Genomic DNA, 26,937 nt, shown 5'->3' with positions numbered 1-26,937 from the left:
ACCATGAGACGACCCTCCGTACGACACACCCGAGCCGCCCTCTCCGGCGCGGCCGTGCTCGGCCTGGCGCTGTCCGCCACCGCATGCGGCGGCGGTGCCTCGGCCGGCGGCGGCAAGCAGGAACTCAGCGGCCAGACGCTCACCGTGGCCGGCGTCTGGACCGGCGTGGAGCAGACCAACTTCAAGAAGGTGCTGGACGGTTTCTCCGAGAAGACCGGCGCCAAGGTGGTCTTCTCCTCCACCGGCGACAACGTCTCGACCGTCGTCGGCAGCCAGATCGAGGGCGGCAACGCGCCCGACGTGGTGATGGTGCCGCAGGTCGGTGTGCTGCAGCAGTTCGCCAAGAAGGGCTGGCTGGCGCCGCTCTCGGCGGAGATCGGTGCCGAGGCCAAGCAGAACTTCGCGCAGGTCTGGAAGGACTACGGCACGGTCGACAAGACGTACTACGGCCTGTACTTCAAGGCGTCGCACAAGTCGACGGTCTGGTACAGCCCGGAGGCGTTCTCGCAGGCCGGCGTGAAGCCCGCGAAGACGTACCAGGAGATGCTGAAGTCCGGCCGCACCCTCTCCGACTCGGGTGTGCCGGCCTTCTCGGTCGCCGGTGAGGCCGGCTGGCCGCTCACCGACTGGTTCGAGAACATCTACCTCTCCCAGGCCGGACAGCAGAAGTACGACCAGCTGGCCGCCCACAAGATCCCGTGGACCGATGCCTCCGTGGTCAAGGCGCTGACCACGCTCGGCAAGCTCTTCGGCGACAAGAACCTGGTCGCCGGCGGCGGATCGGGCGCGCTGCGCACCGACTTCCCCGAGTCCGTCCAGCAGGTCTTCGGCCCCGAGCAGAAGGCCGCCATGGTCTACGAGGGCGACTTCGTCAGCGCCCTGGTCACCGACGAGCTGCACAAGAAGGTCGGCGAGGACGCCAAGTTCTTCCCGTTCCCGTCGGTCGACGGCGGCAAGGCGCCGGTGGTCAGCGGTGGTGACGCCGCGGTGGTGCTCAAGGCCGGGAAGAACAAGAAGGCCGCCATGGAACTGGTCAAGTACCTGGGCACGCCCGAGGCTTCGGCGATCTGGGCCAAGGCGGGCGGGTACATCTCGCCCAACAAGAAGGTGCCGGCGTCCGCCTACCACGACGAGGTCACCCGCAATGCGGCCAAGTCGCTGACCGGCGCCGGGAATTCGGTCCGCTTCGACATGTCCGACCAGGCACCGGCGGCCTTCGGCGGCACCCAGGGCGCCGGCGAGTGGAAGCTGCTGCAGGACTTCCTGCGTGACCCGTCCGACCCCAAGGGCACGGCCGGGAAGCTCGAAGCCGCCGCGGCCAAGGCGTACGGAAAGTAAGGACCGAGGCTCCAGCCATGCCTGCCACCACTTCAGCGGTGCCGCCCGCCACCACGCGCGGCGGCCCGCCCCTCCCCCCGGGCGGCACTCCCCGCCGGACGGCCGCCGCCCCCGCGCGGCGCGCCGTCCGGCGCCGCCGCCGGATCGCCGCGGTGTTCCTCTTCCCCGCGCTGTTGCTGCTGGGGGCGCTCGTCGCGTACCCCATCGTGTTCTCGGTCATCCGCAGCCTGTACGACGCCTCGGGTGACACCTTCGTCGGGGTCGGCAACTACACCCAGATGTTCCAGGACCCGGCCACCCTCCGGGCCATCCGCAACAGCGCGATCTGGGTCGTCTTCGCCCCCGCGCTGCTGACCGGACTCGGCCTGGTGCTGGCCGTGCTGACCGAGAAGATCCGCTGGAAGACGGCGTTCAAGCTGCTGATGTTCATGCCGATGGCGATCTCCTTCCTCGCCGCCGGCATCATCTTCCGGCTCGCGTACGAGCAGGACCCGCAGCGCGGTGTGCTCAACGCGGTCACCGTCGGCATCCACGACAGCTTCCAGGGCGAGTCCGCGTCCCTCCCGACGGCCAAGGCCCGGCTCGGCGACAAGCAGCTGACCAAACTCCCCGACGGCGGCTACCGCACGGCGCACCGCACCGGCCCCGGCCAGGTCGTCAACCTCGGGCTGGTCGGTGTGGCGCCGAAGGACATGCCGCACGAGGCGCGGCCCGCGGCCGGGGCCGCGGGGGCCTCGGCCGGCCACGGTGAACTGCGCGGTGTGGTCTACCTCGACTTCACCCCCGGCGGTGGCGGCAAGCCCGGCACCGTGGACCGCGGCGAACGCGGACTGCCGAAGCTCACCGTCGAGGCCGTCGACTCCCGTGGCAAGGTGGCCGGCACGGCGACCACCGCGGCCGACGGCTCCTACCGGCTGACCGGTCTTGCTCCGGGGTCGTACGCCCTGCGGCTGCCGGCGAAGGACTTCGCCCCGCCGTACGAGGGCATCGCCTGGCTCGGCCCGGCCCTCATCACCCCCGCCATCATCGGCGCCTACATGTGGATCTGGACCGGCTTCGCCCTGGTCCTCATCGGCGCCGGGCTCTCCTCGATGCCGCGGGACGTGCTGGAGGCCGCGCGGATGGACGGCGCGAACGAGTGGCAGGTGTTCCGCCGGATCACCGTGCCGCTGCTCGGCCCCGTCCTGGGCGTGGTGTTCGTGACGATGGTGATCAACGTGATGAAGGTCTTCGACCTCGTCTACATCATCGCGCCCGGGCCCGTACAGCAGGACGCCAACGTCCTGGCCCTGCAGATGTGGCTGGTCTCCTTCGGCGGCGGCAACAACCAGGGACTGGGCAGCGCCCTCGGCGTCCTGCTGCTGCTCCTGGTGGTGCCGGCCATGGCCCTCAACATCCGTCGCTTCCGCAGGAGCCAGTCATGACCACCGCCCAGCAAACCGTCCCGCCGCGCAGGCGGTCGGACCGCCGCCCGGCGAAGCGGATCAGCCGGGCCGTGATCCAGCTGTTCCTGCTCGTCATCGGCCTGGTCTGGCTCACCCCGGCCGCCGGCCTGTTCCTCTCCTCGCTGCGTACGGAGGAGGCGAACGCCAACAGCGGGTGGTGGACCGCGCTGACCGCGCCCGGCCGGCTCTCGCTCGACAACTACGCGGCGCTGCTGAAGGATTCGGGCATCGTCCAGGCCTTCTGGAACACCGTGCTGATCTCGGTGCCCACCACGATCGCCGTCGTGGTGATCGCCGCACTGGCCGGCTACGCCTTCGCCTGGATGGACTTCCCCGGCCGGGACTGGATCTTCCTGGTCGTGGTCGCCATGCTGGTGGTGCCGGTGCAGATCGGACTGCTGCCGGTGGCCAAACTGTTCGGCGCGCTCGGCCTGTTCGGCTCCATCCCCGGCGTCATCCTGTTCCACACCGCGTACGGTCTGCCGTTCGCCATCTTCCTGCTGCGCAACTACTTCGCGGAGATCCCCAAGGAGATGCTGGAGGCCGCGCGGATGGACGGCGGCGGGGAATGGCGGATCTTCTCCCAGCTGATCCTGCCGCTGGGCCGCCCGGCCATCGCCAGTCTGGCCATCTTCCAGTTCCTGTGGGTCTGGAACGACATGCTGGTCGCCCTGCTCTTCGCGGACAACGAGTCGCAGCCGCTGACGGTCGCCCTGCAGTCGCAGATGCGGCAGTTCGGCAGCAACATCGGCGTGCTGGCGCCCGGCGCCTTCCTGTCCCTGATCGTGCCGCTGATCGTGTTCTTCGCGTTCCAACGGCACTTCGTCCAGGGGATCATGGCCGGTTCGGTCAAGTAGCCCCAGGTCCGGGAGTCTTCCCGTAGCGCCGTGGCCCGCTGTCCCAGGCAGCGGGCCACGGCGTTATGCCTCCGCCGGCCGGGGCTGTGCCGCCGTGCAGTGCGTCAGCAGGGCCGCGGTCGCGTCATCGACCACGCGGTAGCGCACCACCCGGCCGTCCTTGGCGCCCTCCACCACTCCGGCGGCCCGGAGCAGGCGCAGTGCCTGGGAGACCGCGGTGTCCTTCATGCCGGTGGCGACCGCCAGGTCGGAGACGGCGATGGGGCCGGCCCGGTGGAGGGCGAGCAGCAGGGCGAGGCGCCCGGGATCGGCGAGCAGGGCGAAGCGGTCGGCCCAGGCCCGGACCTCGCCTGGCTCACCGATGGCGGCGATGGCGTCGCAGACGCGGTGGCCGTCGATGATGCGGTGGTCGGCGCGCTCGGCCGGGACGAGATGCATGAGGACATCTTTGCAGGTCACCGAATGTGATCTTCGATACCTGCACAGTTGTGCAGGCTTGTAGGAATCGCTGGACGGCCCGTAGGGTTGGCGCGCCGTGGTGCTCGGGAAGACCGGTGACGGACCTCGTGGTCCCAGTCCGGAGCGGCCCTCGCCACTGTGATCGGGGAGTTTCCAGCCCTTTTCCGTACCCGCACTCCGCGGTACGGCGCCACTGACCGCAGCCTGCGGCCGGGAAGGCGGGGATGGACGCGTGCACCTGTAAGCCAGGAGACCGGCCACGGCATCTCACGAAGTGATCCACGAGGTGCTGGAGCGTGACCGCCGGATGGCCCTGTCCACCGATACCCCGACCACCCCTGCCCCCGCCACGTTCCGCTGGCGCCGGCAGGACACCGTACGCACCGCGGGCCTGATGGCCGTCATAGCCGGGCTGCACGTCGTCGCCTTCGGCGTGCTGTTCCTGCTCGTGGTGCCCCACCACTACTCCGTCGGCAGCCAGGTCTTCGGCGTCGGACTCGGCATCACCGCCTACACCCTGGGCATGCGGCACGCCTTCGACGCCGACCACATCGCCGCGATCGACAACACCACCCGCAAGCTGATGGCCGACGGCAAGCGTCCCGTGTCGGTCGGCTTCTGGTTCGCCCTCGGCCACTCCAGCGTGGTGGTCGTCATGGCCGCCCTCGTCGCCGGCGGTGCCCAACTCGCCGGCGCCCTCCTCAACGACGAATCCCGCACCCACCAGATCCTGGGCACGGTCGGCACCACGGTCTCGGGCACGTTCCTCTACCTCATCGCCGCCCTCAACCTCGTTGCGCTGACCGGGATCTGGCGGGTGTTCCGCGGGATGCGCGAAGGCCGCTTCGACGAGGCGGAGCTGGAGCAGCGGCTTGATGCGCGGGGCTTCATGAACCGCTTCCTGGGCCGGTTCACCCGCTCCATCTCCCGCCCCGGCCAGATGTTCCCGCTCGGCTTCCTCTTCGGGATCGGCTTCGACACCGCCACCGAGGTCACGCTGATGGTGATGGCGGGCAGCGGCGCCGCGGCCGGCCTGCCCTGGTACGCGATCCTGTGCCTGCCGCTGCTCTTCGCCGCGGGCATGAGCCTGTTCGACACCCTCGACGGCACCTTCATGAACTTCGCCTACCAGTGGGCGTTCTCCAACCCGGTGCGCAAGGTCTACTACAACCTCACCATCACCGGTCTGTCCATCGCCGTCGCGCTCTTCATCGGCACCATCGAGCTGGTGACCGTGCTCCACGACAAGCTCGGCCTCAGCGACCCGGTGACCGGCTGGATCTCCGGCCTCGACCTCGACAACGTCGGCTTCATCATCGTCGGCCTGTTCGTGGTGGTGTGGGCCGCGGCGCTGGCGTACTGGCGCCTGGCCGGCGTCGAGAAGCGCTGGGCGGCGCGCTCCGCCGGCAACGGCGGAGGCTGCGCTCCGGCGCCGTAAGGACCCTGGCGTGCCGGGGCGGAGGGGGCGGGGCTTCGCGGCCCCGCCCCCTCCCCCGTGGTCATGGCTGCGCTCGCCGGAAGGCTCAGCGCAGCTCCTGGATGCGGATCAGGTTGCCCGCGGGGTCGCGGAAGGCGCAGTCGCGGATGCCGTACGGCTGCTCGGTCGGCTCCTGGACGACCTCGGCGTCGCCGGCCTGCACCCGCTCGAAGGTGCCGTCGAGGTCCTTGGTGGCCAGCAGGATCCAGCCGTAGGTGCCCTTGGCCATCATCTCGGTGATGGTGCGGCGCTCGTCGTCGGTGACCCCGGGGTCGGCGGCCGGCGGCGCCAGGAGGATCGACGTGTCGGGCTGGCCGGCGGGGCCGACCGTGATCCAGCGCATCTTGCCGTTCCCGACGTCATTGCGGACCTCGAAGCCGAGGGTGTCCCGGTAGAAGGCCAGGGAGGCGTCCGGGTCGTCGTGCGGGAGGAAACTGGTGTGAATGGTGATGTCCATGGCTCTCACGCTAGGGGCGCTCGGTGACCTGCGCTTCTCGATTCCTGATCGGTCTGGTCACCTGTTTGGCCAGGCACGGCGGCAGCTCGGCCGGTGCGAGCGCCGCCTGGCGCCGGTAGGCGCTGGGCGGCATCCCGACCAGCTCGGTGAAGCGCGTGCTGAAGGTGCCCAGTGACGAGCAGCCGACCGCGAAACAGACCTCGGTGACGCTGAGGCCGCCACGGCGCAGGAGGGCCATCGCGCGCTCGATGCGCCGCGTCATCAGATAGGAGTACGGCGACTCGTCGTACGCCAGCCGGAACTGGCGGCTGAGGTGCCCGGCCGACATGTTCACGCCACGGGCGAGCGCCTCCACGTTCAGCGGCTGGGCGTACTCCCGGTCGATCCGGTCGCGGACGCGGCGCAGCAACGCGAGATCGCGCAGGGCCTGGGCCGTGGTGGGTCTGCTGGTCACGAGCGCGATGGTGCCACGTCCCGCCGGCGTTGCCCAGCGCCGCCGGCGGCCGGCGGGACCCGGGGGACGCCTCGGTCCGGCACCGTTCGGCACCGGTTCGGCCGGCCCGGACGGCTCAGAAATCCGTCTCCGTGAGGGCGCTGGAGAGTTCCCAGAGGCGGGCGGCGGCTTCGGGGTCGGTGGCCCACGGTTTGACGCCGCCGACGAGCATGTCGTCGCCTTCGGCCGGGTCCGCGAGGTCGCAGTCCTGGCAGTAGGCGCCGCCGTACGCGTCGAGAAGGGGTGAGGTCGCGGCCCAGACCGCGGTGGCTGCGCCCTGCTGCGGCGTCTTGAAGCCGTCGGTGGGCCGGCCGTCGGGGGTCACCCAGCCGTGCGCGAGCCACTCCTCGCGCGGGACGTGGCGTTGCAGCGGGGTCAGGATGCTGCCCGGGTGGACGGCGAAGGCGTGCAGTCCGCTCTGGCCACCGAGGCGGTCGAGGTGGCGGGCGAAGAGGGCGTTGGCCGTCTTGGACTGCGCGTAGGCGAGCCAGCGGTCGTAGCCGGTCCGGAAGTGGAGGTCGTCCCAACGGATGTCGGAGAGGAAGTGCCCCGAGGAGGCCACGGCCACCACCCGGGAGCCGGGGGCGAGGCAGGGGCGGAGACGGTTGACGAGCGCGAAGTGCCCGAGGTGGTTGACGGCGAAGTGGGCTTCCCAGCCGGGCCCGATGCGGGTCTCCGGACACGCCATGATTCCGGCGTTGTTGATGAGGATGTCGAGGGTGCGCCCGGTCTGCAGGAAGCGGTCGGAGAAGGTCCGGACGCTTTCCAGGTCGGCCAGATCGAGCGTTCGGACCTCGGCCTCGGGGACGTCCCGCAGGGCGTCCTCGGCGACGGCTGCCCGCCGTGCGGGGACGATGACGCGGGCCCCGGCGCGGGCCAGGGCACGAGTCGCTGCCAGGCCGAGTCCGGAGTATCCGCCGGTGACCAGGGCGGTGGTGCCGGTCAGGTCGATGCCGGCCAGGACCTCGTCGGCCGTACTGTGCGCGCCGAATCCCGTGCCGATCTTCTGCTGCTTCGTGATCATGCGGACGACGCTAAAAGCTGGAGTGCACGCTAGGTCAAGGTACGGTTCGCCGAAGGAGCGGGCGGAGGAGCCGGAGAGGCTGGAGGGGTGGGCAGGATGGGTGAGCACGCGAACGGCATGTCCATAGGCAGGGTCGCCGATTTGACCGGGATGAGCGTTCACGCGCTGCGGTTCTTCGAGCGCGAGGGGCTGTTCCTGCGGGAGATCCCGCGCTCCGCCGGTGGGCAGCGCGTCTATGCGCAGACGGACGTGGACTGGCTCGCGCTGTGCGACCGGCTGCGGGCCTCCGGCATGCCGATCGCCACGATCAGGAAGTTCGCCGACCTCGTCCGCTCCGGTCCGGGCAATGAGCCGGACCGGCTGGCGCTGCTGCGCGCGCACGAGCGCGATGTGGAAGCGAAGATGGCGGACCTGCACGCATGCCGGGAAGTCATCCACGCCAAGGTCGTCGCGTACGAGCAGCACGTGCGCGACGGAACTGCTGCGGGGGTGTGGGCCCCTACGCCTCCGCCCGGGTCCTCGGACGCGGCGCAGTCCTCGTGAGGGGCGGGGCTTCCCGGCCCCAGGGACCTTCCGGGCACGGCCGCGGTGTCCGGCCGGAGGAAGGGCCGGCCGGGCACCGCGCTACGGGCACGCGCCGAGAGGAGTGGCGGCGTCGGGGTGCTCAACCTCCGCCGCCCGTCGATCAGTTGGTGCAGCTGTCGAGCATGGAGGACAGGGCGGTCTTCTCCTTGTCGGTGGTGGTGAGCTTATAGAGGGACTTGATGTGGGTGTAGTCCTTGGCGTAGGTGCACCAGAAGGCGTGGTTGGTGGGCTTCCAGTCGGCCGGTCCGCTGTCGCTCTTGGAGCTGTTGGAGGACTCCGAGGCGATCAGGAGCTGGGGGTCCTTGAGGTCGTTGCCGAACGCCTTGCGCTGGTCGGCGCTCCAGGAGTCGGCGCCGGAGCGCCAGGCTTCGGCGAGCGGGACCATGTGGTCGATGGTGGCCTGGGCAACGTCGGTGACGGTGGTGTCGTCGTAGGCCGAGTACCAACTTCCGCTGGACGGCTGGCAGTTGCCGGACTTGTCGACGACATTCTTGCCGTCGCGGGCGAGGACGTCCTGGCGGGTGGTGCAGCCGTCGGGCTGCTTGGCCCATATGTCGAACTTGTCGCGGGCGTAGCCGTCCATGGAGTGCGGGGGCGCGACGGTGAGGGCGGCGAGTTCGGCGCGGGCGGTGGCCGTCGAGGGCGGGGCGGGCGGTTCGGCCAGCGCCGGTGCGGCGGTCAGGCCGACGAGGGTGACGCAGGCGGCGGACAGGCCGAAAACGGCACGACGCATGGGGTCTCCAGAAGTGTGGGGGGTTGGAGAGACACTTCAGGGAACCGCACAACGGGGACCGGACGCTACGCGCGTTGAATGAACATGACAATCTCATGCCTTGTTCATTACCAACGCATGGGAAAACGCCCGCCCCGGGCTTTCCTGACGCCGCGCCAGGCAACGATCCGACCCGGCGGCGGTCCCCAACGGTGCGGGAACCGCCGACCGGAGGGGACACAGCGGCGGCGTCAGCGGGTCGAGCCGCTCCAGTAGGCGTCGTCCCACCGCATCACGTCGGGGCTGAACTCGACCTCGGCCCGGTCGGCGGCAGTTGGCGGCAGCGAGAAGGCGTACATGCCGACGGCCTTCCGGCCGGGCAGGAGGTATCCGGTGAGGACCTTCTGCCGGCCGCTTCCGTCGATCACCAGCTGCGCCGAGGCTCCGTCGGCGTCATTGACGTCGGGCAGCCCGGTCTCGATCGAGACCCGTTCCTTACCGGTGTTGACCACCGTGATCGTGACCTGAACGGCCTTGTTGCCCTTGGCGTGACCGTTGGCGAAGGCGTCCGGGGTGAACGGCGTCGGCTTGGCCACGGTGACCTTCAGTCCGTCACCGAAGGTGTACGACTTCCCGAAGGGCAGATGCCGGGCCTTCTCCTCGGCCGCCGCCTCTTCCCTCTCCTCCTTGGCCTCCTTCTTGACCTCCCTGACCTTCGCGCGGGCGTGGTCGACGGCGTGTTTGACCGTCACGACCATGAAGACCCCGGTGCCCGCGGCGATCAGCAGGCCGACGACACCCATGACGAGACCGCTGACGGCCATGGCCCTGTTCGTGGCCAGGCCCTTGCGGGCGTGGCTCAGGCCCACCGAACCGAAGATCACGGCCAGGAGTGCCGGCAACCAGGAAATCCAGAACAAGAGGATGAACACGCCGAGGCCGATGCCGACGAGGCCGAGCACCAGAGCCGTGATGCCCATGCCGTTGCGCGGCTGCGCCGTCGGCACCGGGTACGGCAGGCGGGGCACTTCGACCTCACCCGCCGCGGAGGAAGGCGGAGCCCACGGGTCGTGGTCCGGCGACGGTCTCCCCGAGGGCGAGGAGTCGTCAGAAGAGGCGGGCGTGGTCATGCGGATCCCTTCGGGCAATGAGGCACTCGGACCTGCCCGAGTTTTTCGATTTTATTACCTCGTACCGTCGATACCGGACCCTCGCCCCCCGGGGCAGGAGGACGCCCCGCCCCCAACGGCGGCCCGGGCCGGCGCAGAAGCCGATGGGCAGGACATTTACCGCCAAGTCAGAACATCTCCATGTGATCTTCCTCGGAACCTGTTCCTGGAGGTGACCTGACGGCGAGGAAATGTGCCCGCGGCGCGTAGATTCCGGACGACGGGGAGATCATCGAGCCCAATTACGGCTCCCTCCTTCGGCTTTGGCGGAACGCACGCTTCAGCAGGCGATCCGGTATCTTCCGCATTCGGTTTTTTGGGGGGGCACCGTGCGGCACGGCCGCATATCCATCGGCACCGGTCCGGCCGTCCTTGCGCTCGCTCTCGGGCTGTGGGGCATCACGCGCGAGCACAGCATGTGGCGGGATGAGGCAGCGACCTGGCAAGCAGCACATCGGTCGCTGACCGAGATAGGGCACATGGTCGGCCAGGTCGACGTCGTCCATGGCCTGTACTACGCGGTGATGCACGGAGTCTTCGCCGTCTTCGGCGACAGCCTGGTCACCCTGCGACTGCCCTCGGTACTCGCCACCGCCACCGCATGCGGACTGACCGCGCTGATCGGCGCCCGGCTCTCCACCGGCATGGCGGGGACGGCCGCAGGGCTCGCGCTGGCGGTCGTTCCGGCGGTTCAGGAGCACGCCCAGGAGGGACGGTCGTACGCCCTCGTGCTCGCCTTCGTCGTACTCGCCACCTGGTTGCTGGTGAGGGCACTTGAGCGGCCGGACGGTCGGCGGTGGGCCGGGTATGCGGCCGCCACTCTGATCGCCGCATGGCTCAACTGGTTCTCGCTGTTCGCGCTCGTCGCGCACGGCGTCACCATGGTGTGCGTCCGGCCCGGCCGAACCCGCCTTGTGGGGTGGACCCTTGCCGCCTCCGGGGCCGTTGCCGCGGCCCTGCCGGTGATCCTGACCAGCCGGGCGCAGTCCTCGCAGGTCTCCTGGATCAAGCCGCTCGGCTGGTCGACCGTACTGGGGGTGCTGATCACCGTGACGGTCGCGGCCCTCTGCACACGTCTGCCGCAGGCCCGCGGGGTGGCGCGCCCGCGCGCGGAAGCGCCGCCGACGCGTCTGAACCTCGCGGTCGTCGCACTCCCGCTCTGCGCGGTGCCGCAGATCGGACTGGTGCTGATCTCCCTGGTCAAACCCCTCTACGTGACGCGCTACGTGCTGTTCGCGTACGCAGGGCTCGCGCTTCTGATCGGTGTCCTGATCGGTGTCCTGCTCACCACGGTCGCCGCACGTCTCAGAACGGACGCCCGGGTGCTGCTCCCCGTCACCGTCACCCTGGCCCTGCTGGCGCTGCTCCCGTTCGAGCTCCGTCTGCGTACCGAAGAGAGCCGCATCGACGACGTACTCAGCGCGGCAGCCAGGGTCGGCGACGTTCGCGACACCGCCGACGGCGTCCTCTACATCCCCGCCGCGCGCCGCGACACCGCTCTCGTGTCGCCCCAGGAGTTCACCGGCCTGCGCGATCTGGCCCTGGCCCAGGGGCCGGTGGCATCGGGCACGCTCAAGGGCATAGAGGCTGCACCACGCGACATAGAGCGCGCCATGCTGGGCGCACGGCGCATCGTGCTCGTCACCGACCCTGGACCGCGCCAGGCCGACACCGTTCGCGACCTCACCAAGCAGCGGGTGCTGCGGGAACGCTTCGTGCGCTGCTCGGCCAGCGTCGCACGGGGCCGCCAAGTGGACCTCTACGAGCGCGGGAAGTGTCACCGCCGAGGTGGACCGGACACCCTGCGCACCGGCTCGGCACGCCGGGGTGCTCGGCGATAGGGATCAAGCTCACCCACAAACGCGCAGCCGCACAAGCAGGGGTATGAGGAGCCGTATGAGCACCTTTCTGGAGACCGGGCGGATCGCGCTCCGGCCGTTCACCGCCGGGGACGTGGATCGACTGGTCGATCTGAACGGTGACCCCGAGGTGATGCGGTACCTCAACGGCGGGCGGCCGACGCCGCGCGAGACGATCCGCACCGAGAGCCTGCCGCGCCTGATGCACACCTTCCCCGCAACCGGGACCGTGGGTTACTGGGCCGCCGAGGCCAAGGACACCCAGGCGTTCCTCGGCTGGTTCGAGTTCCGCCCCGTCGAGGAGGACAGCCCGGCCGTGGCCGAGCTCGGCTACCGCCTGCGCCGGGCTGCCTGGGGCCACGGCTACGCCACCGAGGGCGCCCGGGCGTTGATCCGTAAGGGATTCACCGAACTCGGCGTCCAGCGGGTGACCGCGAACACCATGGCCGTCAATGCCGCCTCACGACGCGTCATGGAGAAGGCCGGCCTGCGCTACGTCCGCACCTACTTCGGCGACTGGCCCGAAGCCATTCCCGGTTCCGAGCACGGGGATGTCGAGTACGCCCTGACCAGGGCGGAATGGGCCGAAGGGGCCGAATGAAGAGCAGCGGACGGTCCGTCCGTGGTCCGCGGCCGGCATGGCGGTCCGGCCGGCGTTCTCGAACGCCGGCCGGACCTGGTCAACTGGGCTGATGCACGAGCCAGTTGGCGTTACGGCGCCATCTCGTAAGCCCCCGCCAGCGCCTCCACCCGCTCCCAGACGCGTGCCGAGCGGCCGTCGTCGACCGCCGGGCGGCGGACCGCGCCCAGGGCCCAGGTCTGCTGTGCCTCGGTGGCGGAGTCCTTGCCGTGCAGCTCGACGGCGTGTGCGGAGAAGTCCCGGACCAGGACGGCGAAGAGTTCGTCCAGCACGTCCTCGTCGAGGGTGGTGAGCTGGGCCTGCTCCAGGATCAGCTGACCGTGCACGACCAGGGCGAAGAGCTGGCCGACGGCGAGGAGGAGGTCCAGGTCGCGGCTCTGCTTCTCGTCGGGGGCCGCGGTGGTGACGAACTCGCAGAGGGCGTCGGCCTGTTCGCGGAAGCGGGCGACGTTGGGCAGGTGGGCGTGGGCGTCGTAGGCGGTGCGCCAGTCGTGGAAGCGGATGGCGCCCAGGCCGCGAGCCGGTCCCTGGCGGAAGAGGAAGTCGTCGTCGGCCGCGTCGAGGCGGGTCGGCACGGGCTCGTACTCGGCCGGGGCGAGCAGGTGGTTGCCCATGAACTTGAGGATCAGCGCCAGGTTGACGTGGACGGTGCCCTCCAGCTTCGGCAGGCCGCGGATCTCGGTGGCGGCCTGGGCGAAGTAGGTGTCCTTCTCGAAGCCCTTGGCGGCGATCACGTCCCACATCAGGTCGATGACCTTCTCGCCCTCGGTGGTCACCTTCATCTTGGTCATGGGGTTGAAGAGCAGGTAGCGGCGGTCGTCGGGGCCGGCGGACCGGAAGTAGTCGACGGCGCGGTCGCTGAACAGCTTCATGCCGATGAGGCGGACGTAGGCGTCGGTCAGTTCGCGGCGCACGTGCGGGAACGCGGTGACCGGGCGGCCGTAGAGGATGCGGTTCTGGGCATGGGTGACGGCCTCGTACATCGCGTGCTCGCAGATGCCGATGGAGGCGGTGCAGAGGTTGAACTTGCCGACGTTGACGGTGTTGAGGGCGGCGTCGAAGGCGGCGCGGCCGGTGTGCAGGATGTCGTCGGGGCCGACCGGGTAGTTCTCCAGGCGGAATTCGCTGACGTACTTCGAGGAGTCGACGACGTTCTTCACCAGGTGGTACGCCTCGTGGCGGCTGTCGGCGGCGAAGAAGACGTAGCCGTCCGGGCCCTCGATGTCGGTGCGGCGGCCGAAGACGGAGACCAGGCCGGCGGCGTTGCCGTTGCCTATGTAGTACTTGGAGCCGGTGGCGCGGAAGCCGCCGACGCCGTCGGGCTCCAGCAGCATGTCGGTGGAGTAGATGTCGGCGCCGTGCGCCTTCTCGGACAGACCGAAGGCGAACACCTCGCCCTGTTCGAGGAGTTCGGCCGCGCGGGCGCGGGCGGTGGCGTTGTCGCTCTGCCAGACCGGGCCGAGGCCGAGGATGGTGACCTGCCAGGCGTACCAGTAGTCGAGCCCGTAGAAGCCGAAGATCTCGTTGAGCGCGGCGATCCGGGCGGTGTCCCAGCGCTTGTCCCCCGGTTCGTCACCGGCGGCCGCGGCCGGGGTGAGGAAGGTCGCGAACAGCCCTTCCTCCGCGGAGAACGCGAGGAAGTCCGCCAGCCAGGCGCGGGAGCGGTAGTCCTCGATCAGCTTGCGCTTGCCGCGGGTCTCGAACCAGTCGACGGTGGCGCGCAGCAGCCTGCGGGTCTCGGGGTCGAAATGCGCCGGGTCGTAGGTGCGCGGGTTGAACAGCAGCTGGTCGGCCATGGAGGGTTGCCTTCCGGGGGTCGTTGGTCGAGGGGTGGGGTTACGGGGCCGAGTCGGCGGACGGTGGTGTCGCGCCGAGCCGGCGGAGGGTGGCGAGGACGTCGTCGAGCCAGTCGAGCGTCATCCGCTCGTAGGCGATGCCGCCGCGCAGCACCACGTGCTGGAGCTGCTGGCCGGCGTCGGGTGCCGCGGGGGCGTCGGGGCCGGTGAAGTCCCGGCGTTCGCCCGCGAGGTAGTGCGCGAGCCGGTCGGTGTGCGCCCGGTGGTGCCGTTCGACCTCGCGGATCAGCGCGGACGGATCGTCGAAGGCGGCGCCGCGGATCTTCACCGCGAGGTCGTGCCGGACGCTCTCGGGTTCGATCGGCTCATGGAGCCACTCGGAGAGGGCGGTCCGGCCGCGGGCGGCGACGGAGTACTCCTTCTTGTCCGGCCGGGCCTGCTGCGGCACCTCGCGGACATCGATCCAGCCGTCGTTCTCCATGCGCTTGAGCACGCGGTAGATCTGCTGGTGGGTGGCGGTCCAGAAGTATCCGATGGACCGCTCGAAGCGCCGGGACAGCTCATAGCCGGAGCCCGGCCGCTCCAGCAGCGAGACGAGGATCGCGTGTTCGAGCGCCATGCCCCGATCCTTCTATGCAACTCGTTGCATAAACAAGAGGGGACGTCAGGGTGAGACCCGGCTCACCCTGACGCCCCCTCGGAAGCCCGTCCCCGGCCCCGCAGTCCGGATTCTCACCCGAGGTGCTGCTCGGTCCAGATGATCTTCCCTTCGGGCGTGTAGCGGGTGCCCCAGCGGTCGGCGAGGTGGGCGACCAGGTACAGGCCGCGGCCGCCTTCGTCCGTGGTGGCGGCGTAGCGAAGATGCGGGGCGGTGCTGCTGCCGTCAAAGACCTCGCAGGTCAGCGTGCGGTCGCGGAGGAGGCGGACGGCGACCGGTGGGGTGCCGTACCGGACGGCGTTGGTGACGAGTTCGCTGAGGATGAGTTCGGTGGTGAAGGCGGTCTCCGCGAGGCCCCATTCGGCGAGTTTCTCGCTGACCGCGGTGCGGACGGGCGCGACGGCGGACGGCTCGTGGGGCACGTCCCAGTGGGCGACCTGGGCGGCCGGCAGTCGTCGGGTGCGGGCGATGAGCAGCACGATGTCGTCCTCCTGCTCGGCGGGGAGCAGCGTGCGGCAGGCGTCCTCGCAGATCTGGTCGACGTTCCGGTCCCCGGCGCCGGTGAGGGCGCGGCGCAGCAGGGTCAGGCCGGTGTCGAGGGAGCGCTCGCGGCTGCGGATCAGGCCGTCGGTGTAGAGGACGATCCGGGTGCCTTCGGGCAGGTGGTGTTCGCTGCTCTCGAAGGGGAGTTGGGTCAGGCCGAGGGGCGGGCCCGCGGGGACGTCCGGGATCGTGACCGTGCCGTCGGGGAAGACCAGCGCCGGGGGTGGATGGCCGGCCCGGGCCATGGTGCACCGTCCGGAGACCGAGTCGTAGATCGCGTACAGGACCGTGGCTCCGGTGACGGTGGTCGCATCCGTGTCGGCGGTTTCGTCGCGGTCGATCCGGTCGACGAGTTCGTCGAGGTGGCTGAGCAGTTCGTCGGGCGGCATGTCGAGGCCGGCGAAGTTGTGGATCGCGGTGCGCAGCCGGCCCATGGTGGCGGCGGCGTGCAGCCCGTGCCCGACGACGTCGCCGACCACGAGGGCGACGCGCTCCCCCGCCAGCGGGATGACGTCGAACCAGTCACCGCCCACGCCGGCCCGGGCCGGCAGGTAGCGGTGGGCGACCTGGACCGCGTCCGGGCTCGGCAGATCGCGCGGGAGCAGGCTGCGCTGGAGGGCCACGGCCGTGGCGTGCTCGCGCGTGTAGCGGCGGGCGTTGTCGATGCTGAGGGCGGCCCGGGCCACCAGCTCCATCGCCGCCGACCGGTCATCGCCCTCGAACGGGGCGCGCTCGCCGGTGCGCCAGAAGTGGACCACACCGAGTTCCGCGTCCCCGCTGCGCAGGGAGGCGGTGATCAGGGAGCGGAATCCGCTGCGGAGAAGGGTCCGGGCCAGCTCCGGTGCGCGTGACCGCCAGCCGCTGGCGACCTCCAGATCGGGCACCAGCAGCACCTGGGGATCGGTTCCGGGCCGGACGAAGGCCACGGTCTCCGCCGGCACCGCGGCGACCCCGGGAGCCCCGGCGGCTGCCGCGCGCCGCATCTCGCCCGGCGCCTTCGCACCGGGTTCCTCGCCACGCAGCACCCACTCCGGTACGTCGACCGTCACGGCATCGGCGAAGCGCGGAGTGGCCACCTGCGTCAGCTCTTCGGCGGTGTGCGTCACGTCCAGTGTGGTGCCGATGAGGAGGCTGGCGTCGTAGAGCAGTTGGAGGCGCTCCCGGGCGACCTCGGCGCGTCCGGTGACGGCCTTCAGCTCCGTGGTGTCCCGCAGGGTGACCACGATGCCGCCGTGCGGGCCGGTCGGGCGGCAGCTGGCGGCGAGCAGCCGGTCGTGCACCCGGTGGACCTCGTCCGTCGCCTCCCGGCAGGAGGCCAGCAGGCCGGCGAACTCGGCCTCCAGGCCCAGTTCGCGGACGTCGCCCTGTTCGGCGCCCCAGGGCAGTTCCAGCAGCCGCCGGGCCTCGTCGTTGGCCAACACCAGCCGCCGGTCGGGCCCGACGATGAGCACCCCTTCCCGGACGGCGTGCAGCACCGCGTCGTGGTGCTCGTACATCCGCGTCACCTCGGCGGGCCCCAGGCCGTGGGTCTGCCGGCGCAGCCGCCGGCTCACCAGTGCCGCGCCGCCGACGGCCAGCGCGAGCGCCGCGGCCACCGCGCCCGCGAGCAGGGGCAGCTCCCGGTTCACCGCTTCGGACACCGTGGTGATCTGCACGCCCGCGGTGACCACCCCCACCACGACACCGCGCGCGTCGGTCACCGGCACCACCGCGCGGATCGCGTCGCGGGGTGCGCCGGTGAACTTCTCCGTGAACGACTCCCCGCGCAGCGCCCGTGGCCAGTCACCCGAGGCCGGGTGGCCGATCAACTGCGGCAGGGGGTCGGTGTAGCGGATGCCGGTGGGGCTGAGGACGGCGACGAAGTCGACCCCGGAGTCCCGCCGGGTCGCCTGGGCGCGGGGCTGCAGCACGGCCGTGGGGTCGGGAGAGCGCAACGCCGCTGCCGTACCGGGCGCATGGGCGAAGGCCACCGCCACCCCGAGGGACCGGGCACCGGCGGTGTCCTCGCTCTCGCGCCGGGCCTGCAGCACCTGCACCACGCCCGCGGCCGCGATCAGCACGATCATGATGGCCGACATCAGGACGAAGACCTGGGCGGCGACGCTGGACCGACCCCCCGTTCCGTGGCGTGGGTCCTCGGCTCGTCGGGCGAGCGCGGTGCGCACGCGGCGGAGCCAGATTTGACCCTTTTTCAGCCACATATGGATACATGTAACACGGCGTACGTTGCGCGCCGCGCACCGTCGCCCCCACCGGCGCAGACGAGAGCCGCTCCGGCGTGACATTCACCATAGGAAAGTTTCGGCATCCAAGGGCAACTGCCCGGTTTCGCGGAATTTTCCCCTCCGGTTACCCGGTCGCCGACGACCGGGCAGCGGCGGACCGCTGGGCGTCCTCGCTGCTCAGCCTTACGATCAGCGCCTGCCGCACCGCGCACCCCCATACCGCGACGGCTCGTCGTGCTTTTCTCACTTCCTTTCTTGATTCAGAAGAAGGCTTCATGAAGCTTCGTCGTGCCTTGACGGCGGTCGCCGCGACCGCCGTGCTGCCGCTCGCCCTCGCCGCCTGTTCGTCCGGCGGCTCCGACCGCCCGTCGTCCGACGCGTCCGCAGGCCACAAGGGGTCCTCGGACTCCGCCGGCGGCCCGGACGCCGGCCTGCTCAACGGCACCCGGCTGAAGGCCGCGCTGCTTCCGGTCGGCGAGCTGCCCAAGGGCTACAAGGCCGACCCGCACGCCACCCGCGACTCGGGGACCGCCCTCGCGCCCGCCTCGTCGAAGGCGAAGGCGCCGCTCGACCTGGCCGGCGCCTGCCCGAAGCTGGAGGCCAGCGCCTGGATCCAGACCGCCGGCCTGGAAAGCGCCGCTTTCGCCCAGGGCGACTTCGCGAACGCCTCCCAGGAGGAGTTCAATCAGGAGGTCGACAGCTTCAGGGGCAAGGACGCGCAAACGGTCATGCTGCGCCTGGGCCAGGTGCTGCGGCACTGTGCACATTTCACGGACAAGTCCAACGGCACCACCGCCGCGGTGACGATCAAGACCGCCACCGTTCCGAAGACGGGCGACCAGACCCTCAAGGCCGTCCTCACCGCCCCCGAGTGGGAGGGCGGCACCACACTGGTGGCCTCCCGGGTCGGCAACGTCGTGGTCACCACCTTCTACAACGTCCAGTCCAACGACAAGGGCGCCGCCGGACTCGATCTGACCAAGAAGATCGTGGCGCAGGTGCAGAAGGCGAAGTAGGCGGCCCGGCGGCCCACCCGACGCGGTCGAGCAGGGCCCGGGCATCCGCCCGGTGCCGCTGCACGGCCTCCGGCCAATCGGCCAACTGGCCAACTGGCCATCGACTGGGCCGAGTTGGGTGGGCGGTGGTGGAGGTGGTGCCGCCCGGTGCGGGCACGGGCCGGGCGCCGTGGCCCAGTGCCACCAGCCTCCGCAGCAGCAGGGTCGTCGGGGCGAGCGGGTCCAGCCGGTCGAGCGGGTCCCCGTCTCTGCCGAGATGCGCCGTGTGCTCGGCCAGGATCTCCAGGCCGCGGGCCTCGTTGCCGGTCAGTGCGCAGAATGCGATGGGGCGGCCGATGGTCGGCAGCAGGCTCTCGTGGCCGCGGGCCATCCGGTAGCCGCGCAGATGGTGGTGGCGGCGCTCGTCGTACCGTCCGAGGCGCACCAGGGGCAGCAGGGACCGGGAGATGACGCGGTGCGGTTCCTCGCGACAGCTGAGTTCGCCGTTCAGCACGGGCGCCCAAAGGGCGAGGGCACGTTCGTCGTCACCGTGGTCGGCGTACCAGGCACCCTGCGCGTTGCGTTCGCAGGCGTGGCAGGCGGCGTGGACAGGGCGGCGGTTGGCCGCCAGTGGGTCGGATCCCGCCATCACAGGAGCCGCGGCGCGGAGTCGACCATGGAATTCCGTCGTGGGCCCTCAGTCCGCCGGCCGGCCTGCACGGAGGGGGCAGCCGGTGCCGACACGGGCGTCGAGATCGGCGCGCAGCGCGGCGAGGTCGGCCATCCGGGCATCGATGAGGGTGATCTTCTCCGCGAACAGCTCGGACAGTGCCGCCGCGGAGTCCGGTGCGTCGCGCAGTTCCTCGCCGAGCCGGGCGATCTCCGCGAGGGAGAAGCCGAGCGTCTGCGCGGTGCGGACGTAGAGCAGCCAGGGCACGGTCTCGGGCGGGAAGTCGCGGTAGCCGTTGGGCAGCCGACGGCCGGTGACGAGCCCGAGCCTCTCGTAGAAGCGGATGGTGTCCTTGGTCATGCCCGCTTGCGCGGCGAGTTCCCCGATGAGCATGACTCCCCGTCAGGTCGTGGGCTTGACCTTGGAGCCTACTCCACCCTTTAGCGTGCGGCGTCGCCGTCGTGAGACCGCGGCACGAGATCGCGTCATGAGAGCAGGCCCCAGGACCGGGCCAGGAGAACAACAGGAGTTGCGCCGTGATACGCCTTGTCGCCCCGTCCCGCCCGTCCTATCTGCGCGTGGTGCGCGCGAGTGCCTGGTACGACCTCGTCGTCACGGCGGGGTTCGCGACCCCGTGGACGTATGCGCTGGTGCACGGCGCGCTGTCGTCGTGGGGTGGCGCGCTCGGGCTGGGCGCCATGCCGGCCCGCGAGCCCCTGCAGACCCTGTTCGCGAACCTGATGGGTTCGGTCGTGGTCGTCTGGGCGCTGCTGCGCGTCGTCCGGCCACTGCCGGTGCACGGGCTGTTCGACGCCGCCGCGCGCACGCTGTTCGCCTCCTGGCAGGCGTACGCGCTGGCCCACGGGGCCCCGCGGGTGCTGTGGCCGTTCTTCGTCGTCGAGGTGGCGTTCGGCGTGGTCCAGCTCGTGCCGTGGTGGCACGACCGCCGTGCCCTGGCCGTGCCCGAGCGGCGTTCTCGGCCCGCTCAGTCCCAGGAGCTCTCCGGGCCCACCGACGGCAGGTAGCGCGGCGCTCGCCAGGCGTGCAGGCGGTGCTCCACCGCGGCTCCCAACGACAGCAGCGCGGCGTCCCGGTGGCCACCGGCCATCAGGAGCAGGCCGACCGGCAGCTCGTCGACGAACCCGGCGGGCACCGACAGGGACGGGTAGCCGGCCACGGCCGCGGGCGTGGAGGACGGGATCACGTCGTTGTCTCCGCGCGCGCAATCGGTCGTCCAGGCGGGCGGATTCGTCGGCGCGGCGATGGCGTCCAGATGATGGGCGGCGATCGTCTCGTCGAGGGAACGCCGGGACAGGTCCCTCAGCTCGGCGCGGTGTGCCCGGTAGGCGGGGTCGGTGGTGGGCGGCGCGGCAAGCGCGCGCTCGAACAGTTCCTGACCGGCGAAGCAGGTCCGTTCGGCCGGGTGGGTGCGGTCGAACTCGATGAGCCGGGCGAGGTTCCGCGGCCCGTGGCGGGTGGCGAGGTAGGCGTCGATGTCCCGGTGGAATTCGCTGAACAGCGCCGGGAATTCGAGCTCGGCGAGCCGGTCCTGGTACGGGGGTGTCACCTCGACGACCTCGGCTCCCGCGGTGCGCAGTCTCCGTGCCGTACGGGTCATCAGGGCGTCGACCTTCGGCCCGAGCGAGGGCAACCGCCACAGACCGATCCGCTTTCCGCGCAGGCCGCCGGATCCGCTGGGACCGACGGAGCCGCCGGACGTGCCGCGGCGGACGCTGTCGTCGCCGCTGAGCGCCGCGAGGGTGAGCGCGACGTCGGTCACATTGCGCGCCATGGGCCCGGCGGTGTCCTGTTCGGCGGAGATCGGCACCACGCCGGACCGGCTGACCAGCCCGAGGGTGGGTTTGTGGCCGACCACCCCGTTCATCCCGGCGGGGCAGACGATCGAGCCGTCGGTTTCGGTGCCGATCGCCACCTGCGACAACGACGCGGCGAGCGCGGCGGCCGAACCGGCGGACGACCCGCAGGGATTCCGGTCCAGGACGTACGGGTTGTGGGTCTGCCCGCCCACCGCCGACCATCCTGAGGTCGGCTTCTGCGCGCGGAAGTTCGCCCACTCGGAGAGGTTGGTCTTGCCGAGGATCACCGCCCCCGCGTCCCGCAGCCGGGTCACCAGGGCGGCGTCGCGGTCCGGTGGGCTCCCGGCGAGCGCGAGCGAACCGGCCGTCGTCGGCAGGTCGTGGGTGTCCACGTTGTCCTTGAGCAGGACGGGAATGCCGTCGAGCGGGCCGCGGGGGTTGCCGTGCCGGTGCCTGGCGTCACTGGCGGCCGCCTGACGCAGGGCCGTCGGATCGGTACGCAGCACCGCGTGGATCACGGGGTCGAGGGTCGCGATCCGCCGCAGGTAGGCCCGGGTGAGCGCGGACGAGGTCAGCGAACCGTCCGCCATGCGCGCCTGTAACTCCGGGATGGTCACGGTGTCGAGGTGATCGAGCGCTGGCGTGCCGGGCGAACGGCCCTGCATGTGTGGGGAGTTGACGCGGTGTGCGGCGGTGGCGGCCTCGGCACGTGGCTGCGTCGCCCCTGGGATGACGAGGGCTCCGGCCCCCAGGGCGGCGAGCAGCGTGGCCATGCTCCGGCTCTTCATGAGGGGTAGCTTTCCCATGAGGGGCAGCGGACTACATTCCGGCGATCCGCCGCAAGAGGGCACCGGGGCGCCCGCGACGCCGTGCCGTGCGGATGCCTGGGCCGGACCTCTCCGCCGGAGGACCGGCCCAGGCAACTCACCGGACGCGCAAGGCGGTTACCGCTTTACGGCCGGACGAGGAGGATCGAGTTGATCGGCGTCAGGTCCTTGTCGATGTAGTAGCCGGCCCAGAGGTAACCCTGGCAGTCGCCCGTGCCGTTGTAGCCGGTGCAGGTGCGGGCCGTCGCGCCGCCGGTCTGGTTGTTCAGGACGTAGTGCTGCCCCACCTGGTTGCTGAGGTTGTGGGGCCCGTAGCTGTAGAAGGCGAGGGACGGGCGGTCGCCGTTCCACCCGGCGTTCTGCGGGTAGACACAGACGGCCCCGGACGGGCAGCCGTGCAGGCTGCCCGCGGCCTGGGCGGCGTGGGCGCCGGTCGCGCCGACCGTGGTCAGCGCACCGACGGCGAACGCCAGCGCGGCGGCCTTGGTGATCTTTCGCATGGTTTTCCCCCTGGTGGTCTGGTCTGCGTGACCGCTGGACGGCAACCCGGCGGTATGCGGCGCGAGGCGTCGTAAGGCGGTCACCACAGGATTTTTCACCAGATGCCGCGGTTGCACCATCTCTTCGATCTGGGGCGAAATCGGGGGCGGAAAAGGGTGACTTGTGGTAGTCGCGACGGGCCGGTCAGCGCCGCCGCCGCGGGTGTGCGCGCCCACCACGACAGCCGCTCCGGCTCAGTTCTGCCGGGTGGTGGCGTACACCTCGATGGCGTCACGCTGGTACGCGGCCAGGCCCGGCGCGATCGCCTCGTATGCGGCGCGCCACTGCTCGTTCTCCACACAGGCACGTCCGATGGCCCGGTGCTCCCCGGGCGAGACCTCCCGGATCCCGGCCAAGGTCCGGTACTGGGCGTCGATGTGCGCCTGGACCGCGTCGGAGTCGACGGGCTCGCCGGCGGCCATCAGCTCGGCCAGCCGGATCATCTGTGCCGTACGCGCCCGGTGCCCGGCCTCGACCTCGGCCTCGGTCATGGTCGACGCGTACCGCTCGACCTCCGCGGCCAGCTCCGGGAACTCCCGCAGGTTCGCTCCGTACTGGTCGGGCCGGACGCCCTCGAAGAGGTTCTCCGGCCGGTTGATGCCGGCCATGGGGGTACCGTCCTTTCTGGACCGCTCCAGTTCGGTGAGCGTGCGGGCGACGGTGCCGGCCAGGGCGTCGAGCCGGTCGCGCTCGGCGAGCAGCCGGCGGTGATGACCGCGCAGGGCCTGGAGTTCGTCGACCTGCTCGGCCAGGATCCGGCCGATCTCGGTCAGCCCCAGGCCCAGCGCCCGCAGTACGAGGATCTGCTGCAGCCGCAGCAACTGGCGCTCCTCGTAGTAGCGGTAGCCGTTGGCGCCGATCCAGGCCGGCGGCAGCAGGCCGATCTCGTCGTAGTGCCGTAGCGTCCGGGCCGTCACGCCCGACATCCGTGCCACCTCCGCGGTCGGCCAGGCCATCGCCGCCCCCTTCCCGAGTGTTCACCGGGCCGGTCCTTCCGGCCCTGGTCAGAACGGTAGAAGCTGCCGCTGCGGCAGTTTCAAGCCGGGCGGGTGGCCTCCCTTCCGCACGCCTCGGGGAAGCCCTGGGCGCGTACCCACCGGGTGGTCAGGCGGGTGAAGGCACGGGCGGCCGCGCTCTGGTACGTCGTCTCGCGGCGCAGCAGCGTGACGGTGCGGGCGGGCAGTGCCGGGGCGAGCGCGAGGGGCGCCAGGTGCGGGTGGTCGCGGGTGAGGGCATCGGGCAGGACGGTGGCGAGCGGGCTGCGCCGGACGATTTCGGTGAGGGCGAGGAGGGAGTTCGCCTCCACCGCGATCCGAGGGCGCGCCCCGTGCCGGGTGAGGTAGGCGTCGATGTGCCGTCGGGTGGCGAAATCGCCGCTGAGCAGGGCGAGTTGGCGTTCGTCGAGGGTGCTGACCGGTTGGGGGCCGGGGGTGCCGAGGTCCGGATGCTGGGGCCCGACGACGAGGCTGAGGGTCTCGGTGAACAGCGCGGTGGCCCGGATACCGGGCAGATGGGGGCCGGCGAAGGCGATGCCGAGGTCGAGGCGGTCGCCGAGGAGTTCGGCCTCGATGCGGTCCTGGGTCATCTCCCGCACCTCCAGGCTGATGCCGGGGTGCCGGGCGTGGAAGTCGGCCACCAGCGGGCCGGTGAGATAGGCGGTGAAGGTGGGTGTCACCGCGAGCCGTAGGTGGCCCCGGGAGAGGTCCTGCACGTCCAGGACGGCCCGTTCGCCCGCCGCCAGGTCCTGCAGCGCGCGCCGGGCGTGGTGGACGTAGGTCTCGCCGGCATCGGTCAGCCGCACCGTGCGGCCGGTGCGGTCCAGCAACTGGACGCCGAGGGCCTTCTCCAGCTGCTTGATCTGCTGGGAGAGCGTGGGCTGGGAGATGTGCAGCTCTTCGGCGGCGCGGGTGAAGTTGGCGTGCTCGGCCACGGCGAGCAGGTACCGCAGATGACGCAGTTCCGGCTTCATGGCGGCAAGTATAGGTGCCAACGATAGAAGTCATCGGTAGTAGGTATTGGACGCTATAGGTGCTGGTCGGGGAGGGTGAATGTCGTCGGTCCGGAGCGACGACAGCCGGGGAATGCCGTCGGGCCGGACCGACAGTCCCCGGGCGAATGTCGTCCGGCGGACCGACGGCCACAGAAAGACGCCGTTGCCAAAAAGACGCCGTCACCGGAAGACGCCGTCGCCAGATGGACGATCCTGAGAGAAGGGAGACAGCGAGTGCGACCTTCCGACGCCGCGCACCCGTCCGGTCAGCCAGGGCGGTCGGGCCGTACGCACCCCGCGGACCACCTCGGTGCCCACCCGCGTCATCTCGCCGAGGGCATCGCGCGCTTCCAGCGGGACGTGCTCCCCGCCAAGGCCGGTCTCTTCGCCCGGCTGGCCACCAGTCATCGGCCGGGCACGCTGTTCATCGGCTGCTCCGATGCCCGCGTCGTGCCCGAGCTGGTCACGCAGACGGAACCCGGCGAGCTGTTCGTGATCCGCACGGCCGGCAACCTGGTCCCGGCCTACGCGCCGGGCACCGACGGGATCGCGGCAAGCATCGAGTACGCGGTCGCCGTGCTGGGCGTGGCGGACATCGTCGTCTGCGGGCACTCCGGCTGCGGGGCCATGACCGCCCTTGTCGAAGGCCACGATCTGCGGGGCGCACCGGCGGTCGCCGACTGGCTACGGCATGCCGATGCCGCGCGGGCCCGCGCCGCGGCCGCCGCGGGCCCCGTCGGCCAGGACCGGGTGGCCGCGCTGGTACGGGCGAACGTCGCGGCGCAGCTGACGAACCTCGCCACCCACCCCTCCGTGGCCCGCGCCCTGGCCGGTGACACGGTCCGGCTGCACGGCTGGGTCTTCGACATCGCCACCGGGGCGGTCGACCACCTCGGCGACGGCACACCCCCCGGGACCCGGCCGGCGCCCCACCCCGCCTGAACCACCTCACCCCTCAGCGGTCCCCTCCCTCGCCGGTCCCTCCCCCCGCCGGTCCCTCACCCGCCGTCCGCCCCCCGGTGAACGGCCCCCTCCCGAAAGGAAAAGCCCTCTCATGGTGCACGCTCAGCTCGATCCCACCGCCCGTCAGCAGCTCGCCCTCGCCGCCGTCGAGGCCAAGACCCGTCGTGATCTGTCCTGGCAGCGGCTCGCGGACGCCGCCGGTTTGTCGGTCGCCTTCGTCACCGCCGCCGTCCTCGGCCAGCACGCCCTGCCCGCGGAGTCCGCGCGGGCCGTCGCCGACCTGCTGGGGCTGGACGAGGACGCCGTACGGCTGCTGCAGACCGTGCCGACCCGCGGCTCGATCGAGGGCGGCATCCCCACCGACCCGACGATCTACCGCTTCTACGAGATGCTCCAGGTCTACGGCACCACCCTCAAGGCCCTGATCCACGAGCAGTTCGGCAACGGCATCATCTCCGCGATCAACTTCAAGCTGGAGGTGCAGAAGGTCGCCGACCCCGAAGGTGGCGAGCGTGCCGTCATCACCCTCGACGGCAAGTACCTGCCCACCAAGCCCTTCTGATCGGCCCATGGCACCTCCCGTCGCGCACCGACCGGTTCGTGACGGGATCGTGGCCGGACTCCCGAGGAACCGGGGCGTGGCGCGTGTGCCACGCCCCGGCCCCCGTGGGGGTCGGGCGGCCGACCGGGTCAGCCGAGGGGCCGGAGTGCCTGGCGCACCCCGAGGGCGTTCAGCCGGATGGTGAAACTCGCCGTGTCGTCGAGGGCCAGCGGGCGGCCCTGCGCGGCATCCAGAGCGAGCGTCACGTCGGCGCAGAGGGCAACGACATGCACAAAGCCCTCGGTCTCCTCGTCCTGGAGCGCAAACAGCAGGTTGCGGGAGTAGCTGGCGCCGTCGGCAACCTCCCCGCCGGCGAACGCATCGGCGAGCGCCGCCTCGGCCTTTTCCCAGAAGGCCGGGTTACCGAAGGACCGCCCCAGCCCCTGGCGAACGGTCTCCCTGAGGGAGAGCACCATGACCCCGACCGGCGCGGTCTCCTGGAGTCCCCAGCCGGGGATGATCTTGACCGTCGCGCTGTCGGGGAGCGTCCCCGCCGCGCGGCTGATCGCGCCGAAGTCGTGGCCCTCGGTCGCCTTGCCGGCGAGCGCGCGCTGGAAGGTGTCGGCGATGCGCTGTGTCTGCGCCAGGGCGTCGGGGCCCACTTCGAAGACCGTCCGGAAGGTGGTCTTCTCGGCGGTGGGCTGGTCGGCCATGACTGCTCCTCATCTGCGGGAATCAACACGTCGCGCCGACGGGCAAGTATGCCAACCGGGACGACGGGCCGACCCTGGCCGGAAGCGCACGGCATTCGGGCCCGCGGCTGACGAACGCCGCGGGCCCGAGGGAACGAGAGGGAC

At 71.0% G+C, this 26,937-nt stretch carries 26 protein-coding genes and 1 riboswitch; of the genes, 11 read left to right on the top strand and 15 right to left on the bottom strand.

Annotated features, from left to right (window positions below; genetic code table 11):
* The first annotated feature begins 3 nt into the window (after positions 1-3).
* The 3 genes from ACZ7MX_RS16560 to ACZ7MX_RS16550 are packed head-to-tail and all read left to right on the top strand — an operon-like array spanning position 4 to position 3,640.
* Positions 4-1,338, top strand: coding sequence for an ABC transporter substrate-binding protein (locus tag ACZ7MX_RS16560; RefSeq protein ID WP_472132646.1), 1,335 nt, complete (start codon positions 4-6; stop codon positions 1,336-1,338).
* Positions 1,339-1,355: 17 nt separating this feature from the next.
* Positions 1,356-2,762, top strand: coding sequence for an ABC transporter permease (locus tag ACZ7MX_RS16555; protein WP_472132644.1), 1,407 nt, complete (start codon positions 1,356-1,358; stop codon positions 2,760-2,762).
* Complete coding sequence (locus ACZ7MX_RS16550) at positions 2,759-3,640, top strand: carbohydrate ABC transporter permease (protein ID WP_472132642.1); 882 nt, start codon at positions 2,759-2,761, stop codon at positions 3,638-3,640. The genes ACZ7MX_RS16555 and ACZ7MX_RS16550 overlap by 4 nt, the downstream gene beginning before the upstream one ends.
* A gap of 63 nt (positions 3,641-3,703) precedes the next feature.
* Here ACZ7MX_RS16550 and ACZ7MX_RS16545 read toward each other — a convergent pair whose 3' ends face one another.
* The gene (locus ACZ7MX_RS16545; protein ID WP_472132640.1) at positions 3,704-4,078 is read right to left on the bottom strand and encodes an ArsR/SmtB family transcription factor; all 375 of its coding nucleotides are present in this window, start codon (positions 4,076-4,078) and stop codon (positions 3,704-3,706) included.
* 81 nt (positions 4,079-4,159) lie between these two features.
* A riboswitch (cobalamin riboswitch) is annotated at positions 4,160-4,375 on the top strand.
* 31 nt (positions 4,376-4,406) lie between these two features.
* Between ACZ7MX_RS16545 and nicT the strand changes: the two genes are divergently transcribed.
* Positions 4,407-5,537 (top strand): Nickel transporter NicT, encoded by a 1,131-nt coding sequence (gene nicT / locus ACZ7MX_RS16540; protein ID WP_472133258.1) that lies wholly within the window; start codon positions 4,407-4,409, stop codon positions 5,535-5,537.
* An 85-nt stretch (positions 5,538-5,622) separates the two neighbouring features.
* Here nicT and ACZ7MX_RS16535 read toward each other — a convergent pair whose 3' ends face one another.
* The 3 genes from ACZ7MX_RS16535 to ACZ7MX_RS16525 all read right to left on the bottom strand — a co-directional run bounded on the left by ACZ7MX_RS16535 (position 5,623) and on the right by ACZ7MX_RS16525 (position 7,550).
* Positions 5,623-6,033, bottom strand: a complete 411-nt coding sequence (locus ACZ7MX_RS16535; protein ID WP_030412696.1) for a VOC family protein — start codon at positions 6,031-6,033, stop codon at positions 5,623-5,625.
* A 10-nt stretch (positions 6,034-6,043) separates the two neighbouring features.
* A complete protein-coding gene (locus ACZ7MX_RS16530) occupies positions 6,044-6,487 on the bottom strand; it encodes a helix-turn-helix transcriptional regulator (RefSeq protein ID WP_472132638.1) in 444 nt (147 codons plus the stop codon).
* A 115-nt stretch (positions 6,488-6,602) separates the two neighbouring features.
* The gene (locus tag ACZ7MX_RS16525; RefSeq protein ID WP_472132636.1) at positions 6,603-7,550 is read right to left on the bottom strand and encodes an SDR family NAD(P)-dependent oxidoreductase; all 948 of its coding nucleotides are present in this window, start codon (positions 7,548-7,550) and stop codon (positions 6,603-6,605) included.
* A 96-nt stretch (positions 7,551-7,646) separates the two neighbouring features.
* Here ACZ7MX_RS16525 and ACZ7MX_RS16520 point away from each other — a divergent pair, with 96 nt between their 5' ends.
* A complete protein-coding gene (locus ACZ7MX_RS16520; protein WP_472132634.1) occupies positions 7,647-8,093 on the top strand; it encodes a MerR family transcriptional regulator in 447 nt (148 codons plus the stop codon).
* Positions 8,094-8,235: 142 nt separating this feature from the next.
* On the opposite strand, the gene ACZ7MX_RS16515 is transcribed toward ACZ7MX_RS16520, so the two are convergent.
* The gene (locus tag ACZ7MX_RS16515) at positions 8,236-8,868 is read right to left on the bottom strand and encodes a GmrSD restriction endonuclease domain-containing protein (RefSeq protein ID WP_472132632.1); all 633 of its coding nucleotides are present in this window, start codon (positions 8,866-8,868) and stop codon (positions 8,236-8,238) included.
* A 230-nt stretch (positions 8,869-9,098) separates the two neighbouring features.
* A complete protein-coding gene (locus ACZ7MX_RS16510; RefSeq protein WP_472132630.1) occupies positions 9,099-9,977 on the bottom strand; it encodes a DUF4190 domain-containing protein in 879 nt (292 codons plus the stop codon).
* A 368-nt stretch (positions 9,978-10,345) separates the two neighbouring features.
* Here ACZ7MX_RS16510 and ACZ7MX_RS16505 point away from each other — a divergent pair, with 368 nt between their 5' ends.
* Positions 10,346-11,857 (top strand): glycosyltransferase family 39 protein, encoded by a 1,512-nt coding sequence (locus ACZ7MX_RS16505; RefSeq protein ID WP_472132628.1) that lies wholly within the window; start codon positions 10,346-10,348, stop codon positions 11,855-11,857.
* A 55-nt stretch (positions 11,858-11,912) separates the two neighbouring features.
* Positions 11,913-12,476 (top strand): GNAT family N-acetyltransferase, encoded by a 564-nt coding sequence (locus tag ACZ7MX_RS16500; protein WP_472132626.1) that lies wholly within the window; start codon positions 11,913-11,915, stop codon positions 12,474-12,476.
* A 110-nt stretch (positions 12,477-12,586) separates the two neighbouring features.
* Here the strand turns inward: ACZ7MX_RS16500 and ACZ7MX_RS16495 are convergent, their stop codons facing one another.
* The 3 genes from ACZ7MX_RS16495 to ACZ7MX_RS16485 all read right to left on the bottom strand — a co-directional run bounded on the left by ACZ7MX_RS16495 (position 12,587) and on the right by ACZ7MX_RS16485 (position 17,590).
* Positions 12,587-14,311 carry an acyl-CoA dehydrogenase family protein gene (locus ACZ7MX_RS16495; protein ID WP_472132624.1) on the bottom strand — a complete coding sequence of 575 codons (1,725 nt, stop codon included), beginning with the start codon at positions 14,309-14,311 and terminating at the stop codon, positions 12,587-12,589.
* Between the two features lie 40 nt (positions 14,312-14,351).
* Positions 14,352-14,930, bottom strand: a complete 579-nt coding sequence (locus ACZ7MX_RS16490) for a PadR family transcriptional regulator (RefSeq protein ID WP_472132622.1) — start codon at positions 14,928-14,930, stop codon at positions 14,352-14,354.
* A gap of 113 nt (positions 14,931-15,043) precedes the next feature.
* Positions 15,044-17,590, bottom strand: a complete 2,547-nt coding sequence (locus ACZ7MX_RS16485) for a SpoIIE family protein phosphatase (protein WP_472133256.1) — start codon at positions 17,588-17,590, stop codon at positions 15,044-15,046.
* A 422-nt stretch (positions 17,591-18,012) separates the two neighbouring features.
* On the opposite strand from ACZ7MX_RS16485, the gene ACZ7MX_RS16480 reads away from it, so the two are divergent.
* A complete protein-coding gene (locus ACZ7MX_RS16480) occupies positions 18,013-18,753 on the top strand; it encodes a hypothetical protein (RefSeq protein WP_472132620.1) in 741 nt (246 codons plus the stop codon).
* A gap of 676 nt (positions 18,754-19,429) precedes the next feature.
* Here the strand turns inward: ACZ7MX_RS16480 and ACZ7MX_RS16475 are convergent.
* Positions 19,430-19,795, bottom strand: coding sequence for a MerR family transcriptional regulator (locus tag ACZ7MX_RS16475; protein ID WP_472132618.1), 366 nt, complete (start codon positions 19,793-19,795; stop codon positions 19,430-19,432).
* A 143-nt stretch (positions 19,796-19,938) separates the two neighbouring features.
* Between ACZ7MX_RS16475 and ACZ7MX_RS16470 the strand changes: the two genes are divergently transcribed.
* Positions 19,939-20,427 (top strand): hypothetical protein, encoded by a 489-nt coding sequence (locus ACZ7MX_RS16470; protein WP_472132616.1) that lies wholly within the window; start codon positions 19,939-19,941, stop codon positions 20,425-20,427.
* On the opposite strand, the gene ACZ7MX_RS16465 is transcribed toward ACZ7MX_RS16470, so the two are convergent.
* From ACZ7MX_RS16465 to cynR, 4 genes are all read right to left on the bottom strand, one after another.
* A complete protein-coding gene (locus ACZ7MX_RS16465; protein WP_472132614.1) occupies positions 20,388-22,007 on the bottom strand; it encodes an amidase in 1,620 nt (539 codons plus the stop codon). The genes ACZ7MX_RS16470 and ACZ7MX_RS16465 overlap by 40 nt on opposite strands.
* Before the next feature lie 164 nt (positions 22,008-22,171).
* A complete protein-coding gene (locus ACZ7MX_RS16460) occupies positions 22,172-22,546 on the bottom strand; it encodes a hypothetical protein (protein ID WP_472132612.1) in 375 nt (124 codons plus the stop codon).
* A 234-nt stretch (positions 22,547-22,780) separates the two neighbouring features.
* The gene (locus ACZ7MX_RS16455; protein WP_472132610.1) at positions 22,781-23,542 is read right to left on the bottom strand and encodes a MerR family transcriptional regulator; all 762 of its coding nucleotides are present in this window, start codon (positions 23,540-23,542) and stop codon (positions 22,781-22,783) included.
* An 80-nt stretch (positions 23,543-23,622) separates the two neighbouring features.
* Positions 23,623-24,555, bottom strand: coding sequence for a transcriptional regulator CynR (gene cynR / locus ACZ7MX_RS16450; protein WP_472132608.1), 933 nt, complete (start codon positions 24,553-24,555; stop codon positions 23,623-23,625).
* Positions 24,556-24,915: 360 nt separating this feature from the next.
* Here cynR and ACZ7MX_RS16445 point away from each other — a divergent pair, with 360 nt between their 5' ends.
* Both ACZ7MX_RS16445 and cynS read left to right on the top strand, forming a co-directional pair.
* Positions 24,916-25,518 (top strand): carbonic anhydrase, encoded by a 603-nt coding sequence (locus tag ACZ7MX_RS16445; protein WP_472133254.1) that lies wholly within the window; start codon positions 24,916-24,918, stop codon positions 25,516-25,518.
* Between the two features lie 112 nt (positions 25,519-25,630).
* On the top strand, positions 25,631-26,101 hold the full coding sequence (gene cynS / locus ACZ7MX_RS16440; protein ID WP_472132606.1) for a cyanase: 471 nt from the start codon (positions 25,631-25,633) through the stop codon (positions 26,099-26,101).
* A 128-nt stretch (positions 26,102-26,229) separates the two neighbouring features.
* On the opposite strand, the gene ACZ7MX_RS16435 is transcribed toward cynS, so the two are convergent.
* The gene (locus ACZ7MX_RS16435) at positions 26,230-26,793 is read right to left on the bottom strand and encodes a Type-2Aa cytolytic delta-endotoxin (protein ID WP_472132604.1); all 564 of its coding nucleotides are present in this window, start codon (positions 26,791-26,793) and stop codon (positions 26,230-26,232) included.
* Between the last annotated feature and the right edge of the window lie 144 nt (positions 26,794-26,937).

It is taken from the genome of Streptomyces sp. NPDC107765, assembly GCF_055657085.1.
Note: the sequence above shows the minus strand (reverse complement) of the source record. Positions and strands in the feature narration are given on the sequence as shown.

Coding starts and splice junctions, on each gene's coding strand:
- ACZ7MX_RS16485 (WP_472133256.1), bottom strand. CDS start 17,590: ATGTCGGCCATCATGATCGTGCTGATCGCGGCCGCGGGCGTGGTGCAG.
- ACZ7MX_RS16455 (WP_472132610.1), bottom strand. CDS start 23,542: ATGGCCTGGCCGACCGCGGAGGTGGCACGGATGTCGGGCGTGACGGCC.
- ACZ7MX_RS16545 (WP_472132640.1), bottom strand. CDS start 4,078: ATGCATCTCGTCCCGGCCGAGCGCGCCGACCACCGCATCATCGACGGC.
- ACZ7MX_RS16535 (WP_030412696.1), bottom strand. CDS start 6,033: ATGGACATCACCATTCACACCAGTTTCCTCCCGCACGACGACCCGGAC.
- ACZ7MX_RS16465 (WP_472132614.1), bottom strand. CDS start 22,007: ATGAAGAGCCGGAGCATGGCCACGCTGCTCGCCGCCCTGGGGGCCGGA.
- ACZ7MX_RS16475 (WP_472132618.1), bottom strand. CDS start 19,795: ATGCTCATCGGGGAACTCGCCGCGCAAGCGGGCATGACCAAGGACACC.
- ACZ7MX_RS16435 (WP_472132604.1), bottom strand. CDS start 26,793: ATGGCCGACCAGCCCACCGCCGAGAAGACCACCTTCCGGACGGTCTTC.
- ACZ7MX_RS16480 (WP_472132620.1), top strand. CDS start 18,013: ATGAAGCTTCGTCGTGCCTTGACGGCGGTCGCCGCGACCGCCGTGCTG.
- ACZ7MX_RS16555 (WP_472132644.1), top strand. CDS start 1,356: ATGCCTGCCACCACTTCAGCGGTGCCGCCCGCCACCACGCGCGGCGGC.
- ACZ7MX_RS16560 (WP_472132646.1), top strand. CDS start 4: ATGAGACGACCCTCCGTACGACACACCCGAGCCGCCCTCTCCGGCGCG.
- ACZ7MX_RS16510 (WP_472132630.1), bottom strand. CDS start 9,977: ATGACCACGCCCGCCTCTTCTGACGACTCCTCGCCCTCGGGGAGACCG.
- ACZ7MX_RS16550 (WP_472132642.1), top strand. CDS start 2,759: ATGACCACCGCCCAGCAAACCGTCCCGCCGCGCAGGCGGTCGGACCGC.
- ACZ7MX_RS16460 (WP_472132612.1), bottom strand. CDS start 22,546: ATGCGAAAGATCACCAAGGCCGCCGCGCTGGCGTTCGCCGTCGGTGCG.
- ACZ7MX_RS16525 (WP_472132636.1), bottom strand. CDS start 7,550: ATGATCACGAAGCAGCAGAAGATCGGCACGGGATTCGGCGCGCACAGT.
- cynS (WP_472132606.1), top strand. CDS start 25,631: ATGGTGCACGCTCAGCTCGATCCCACCGCCCGTCAGCAGCTCGCCCTC.
- ACZ7MX_RS16500 (WP_472132626.1), top strand. CDS start 11,913: ATGAGCACCTTTCTGGAGACCGGGCGGATCGCGCTCCGGCCGTTCACC.
- ACZ7MX_RS16515 (WP_472132632.1), bottom strand. CDS start 8,868: ATGCGTCGTGCCGTTTTCGGCCTGTCCGCCGCCTGCGTCACCCTCGTC.
- cynR (WP_472132608.1), bottom strand. CDS start 24,555: ATGAAGCCGGAACTGCGTCATCTGCGGTACCTGCTCGCCGTGGCCGAG.
- ACZ7MX_RS16490 (WP_472132622.1), bottom strand. CDS start 14,930: ATGGCGCTCGAACACGCGATCCTCGTCTCGCTGCTGGAGCGGCCGGGC.
- ACZ7MX_RS16520 (WP_472132634.1), top strand. CDS start 7,647: ATGGGTGAGCACGCGAACGGCATGTCCATAGGCAGGGTCGCCGATTTG.
- nicT (WP_472133258.1), top strand. CDS start 4,407: ATGGCCCTGTCCACCGATACCCCGACCACCCCTGCCCCCGCCACGTTC.
- ACZ7MX_RS16495 (WP_472132624.1), bottom strand. CDS start 14,311: ATGGCCGACCAGCTGCTGTTCAACCCGCGCACCTACGACCCGGCGCAT.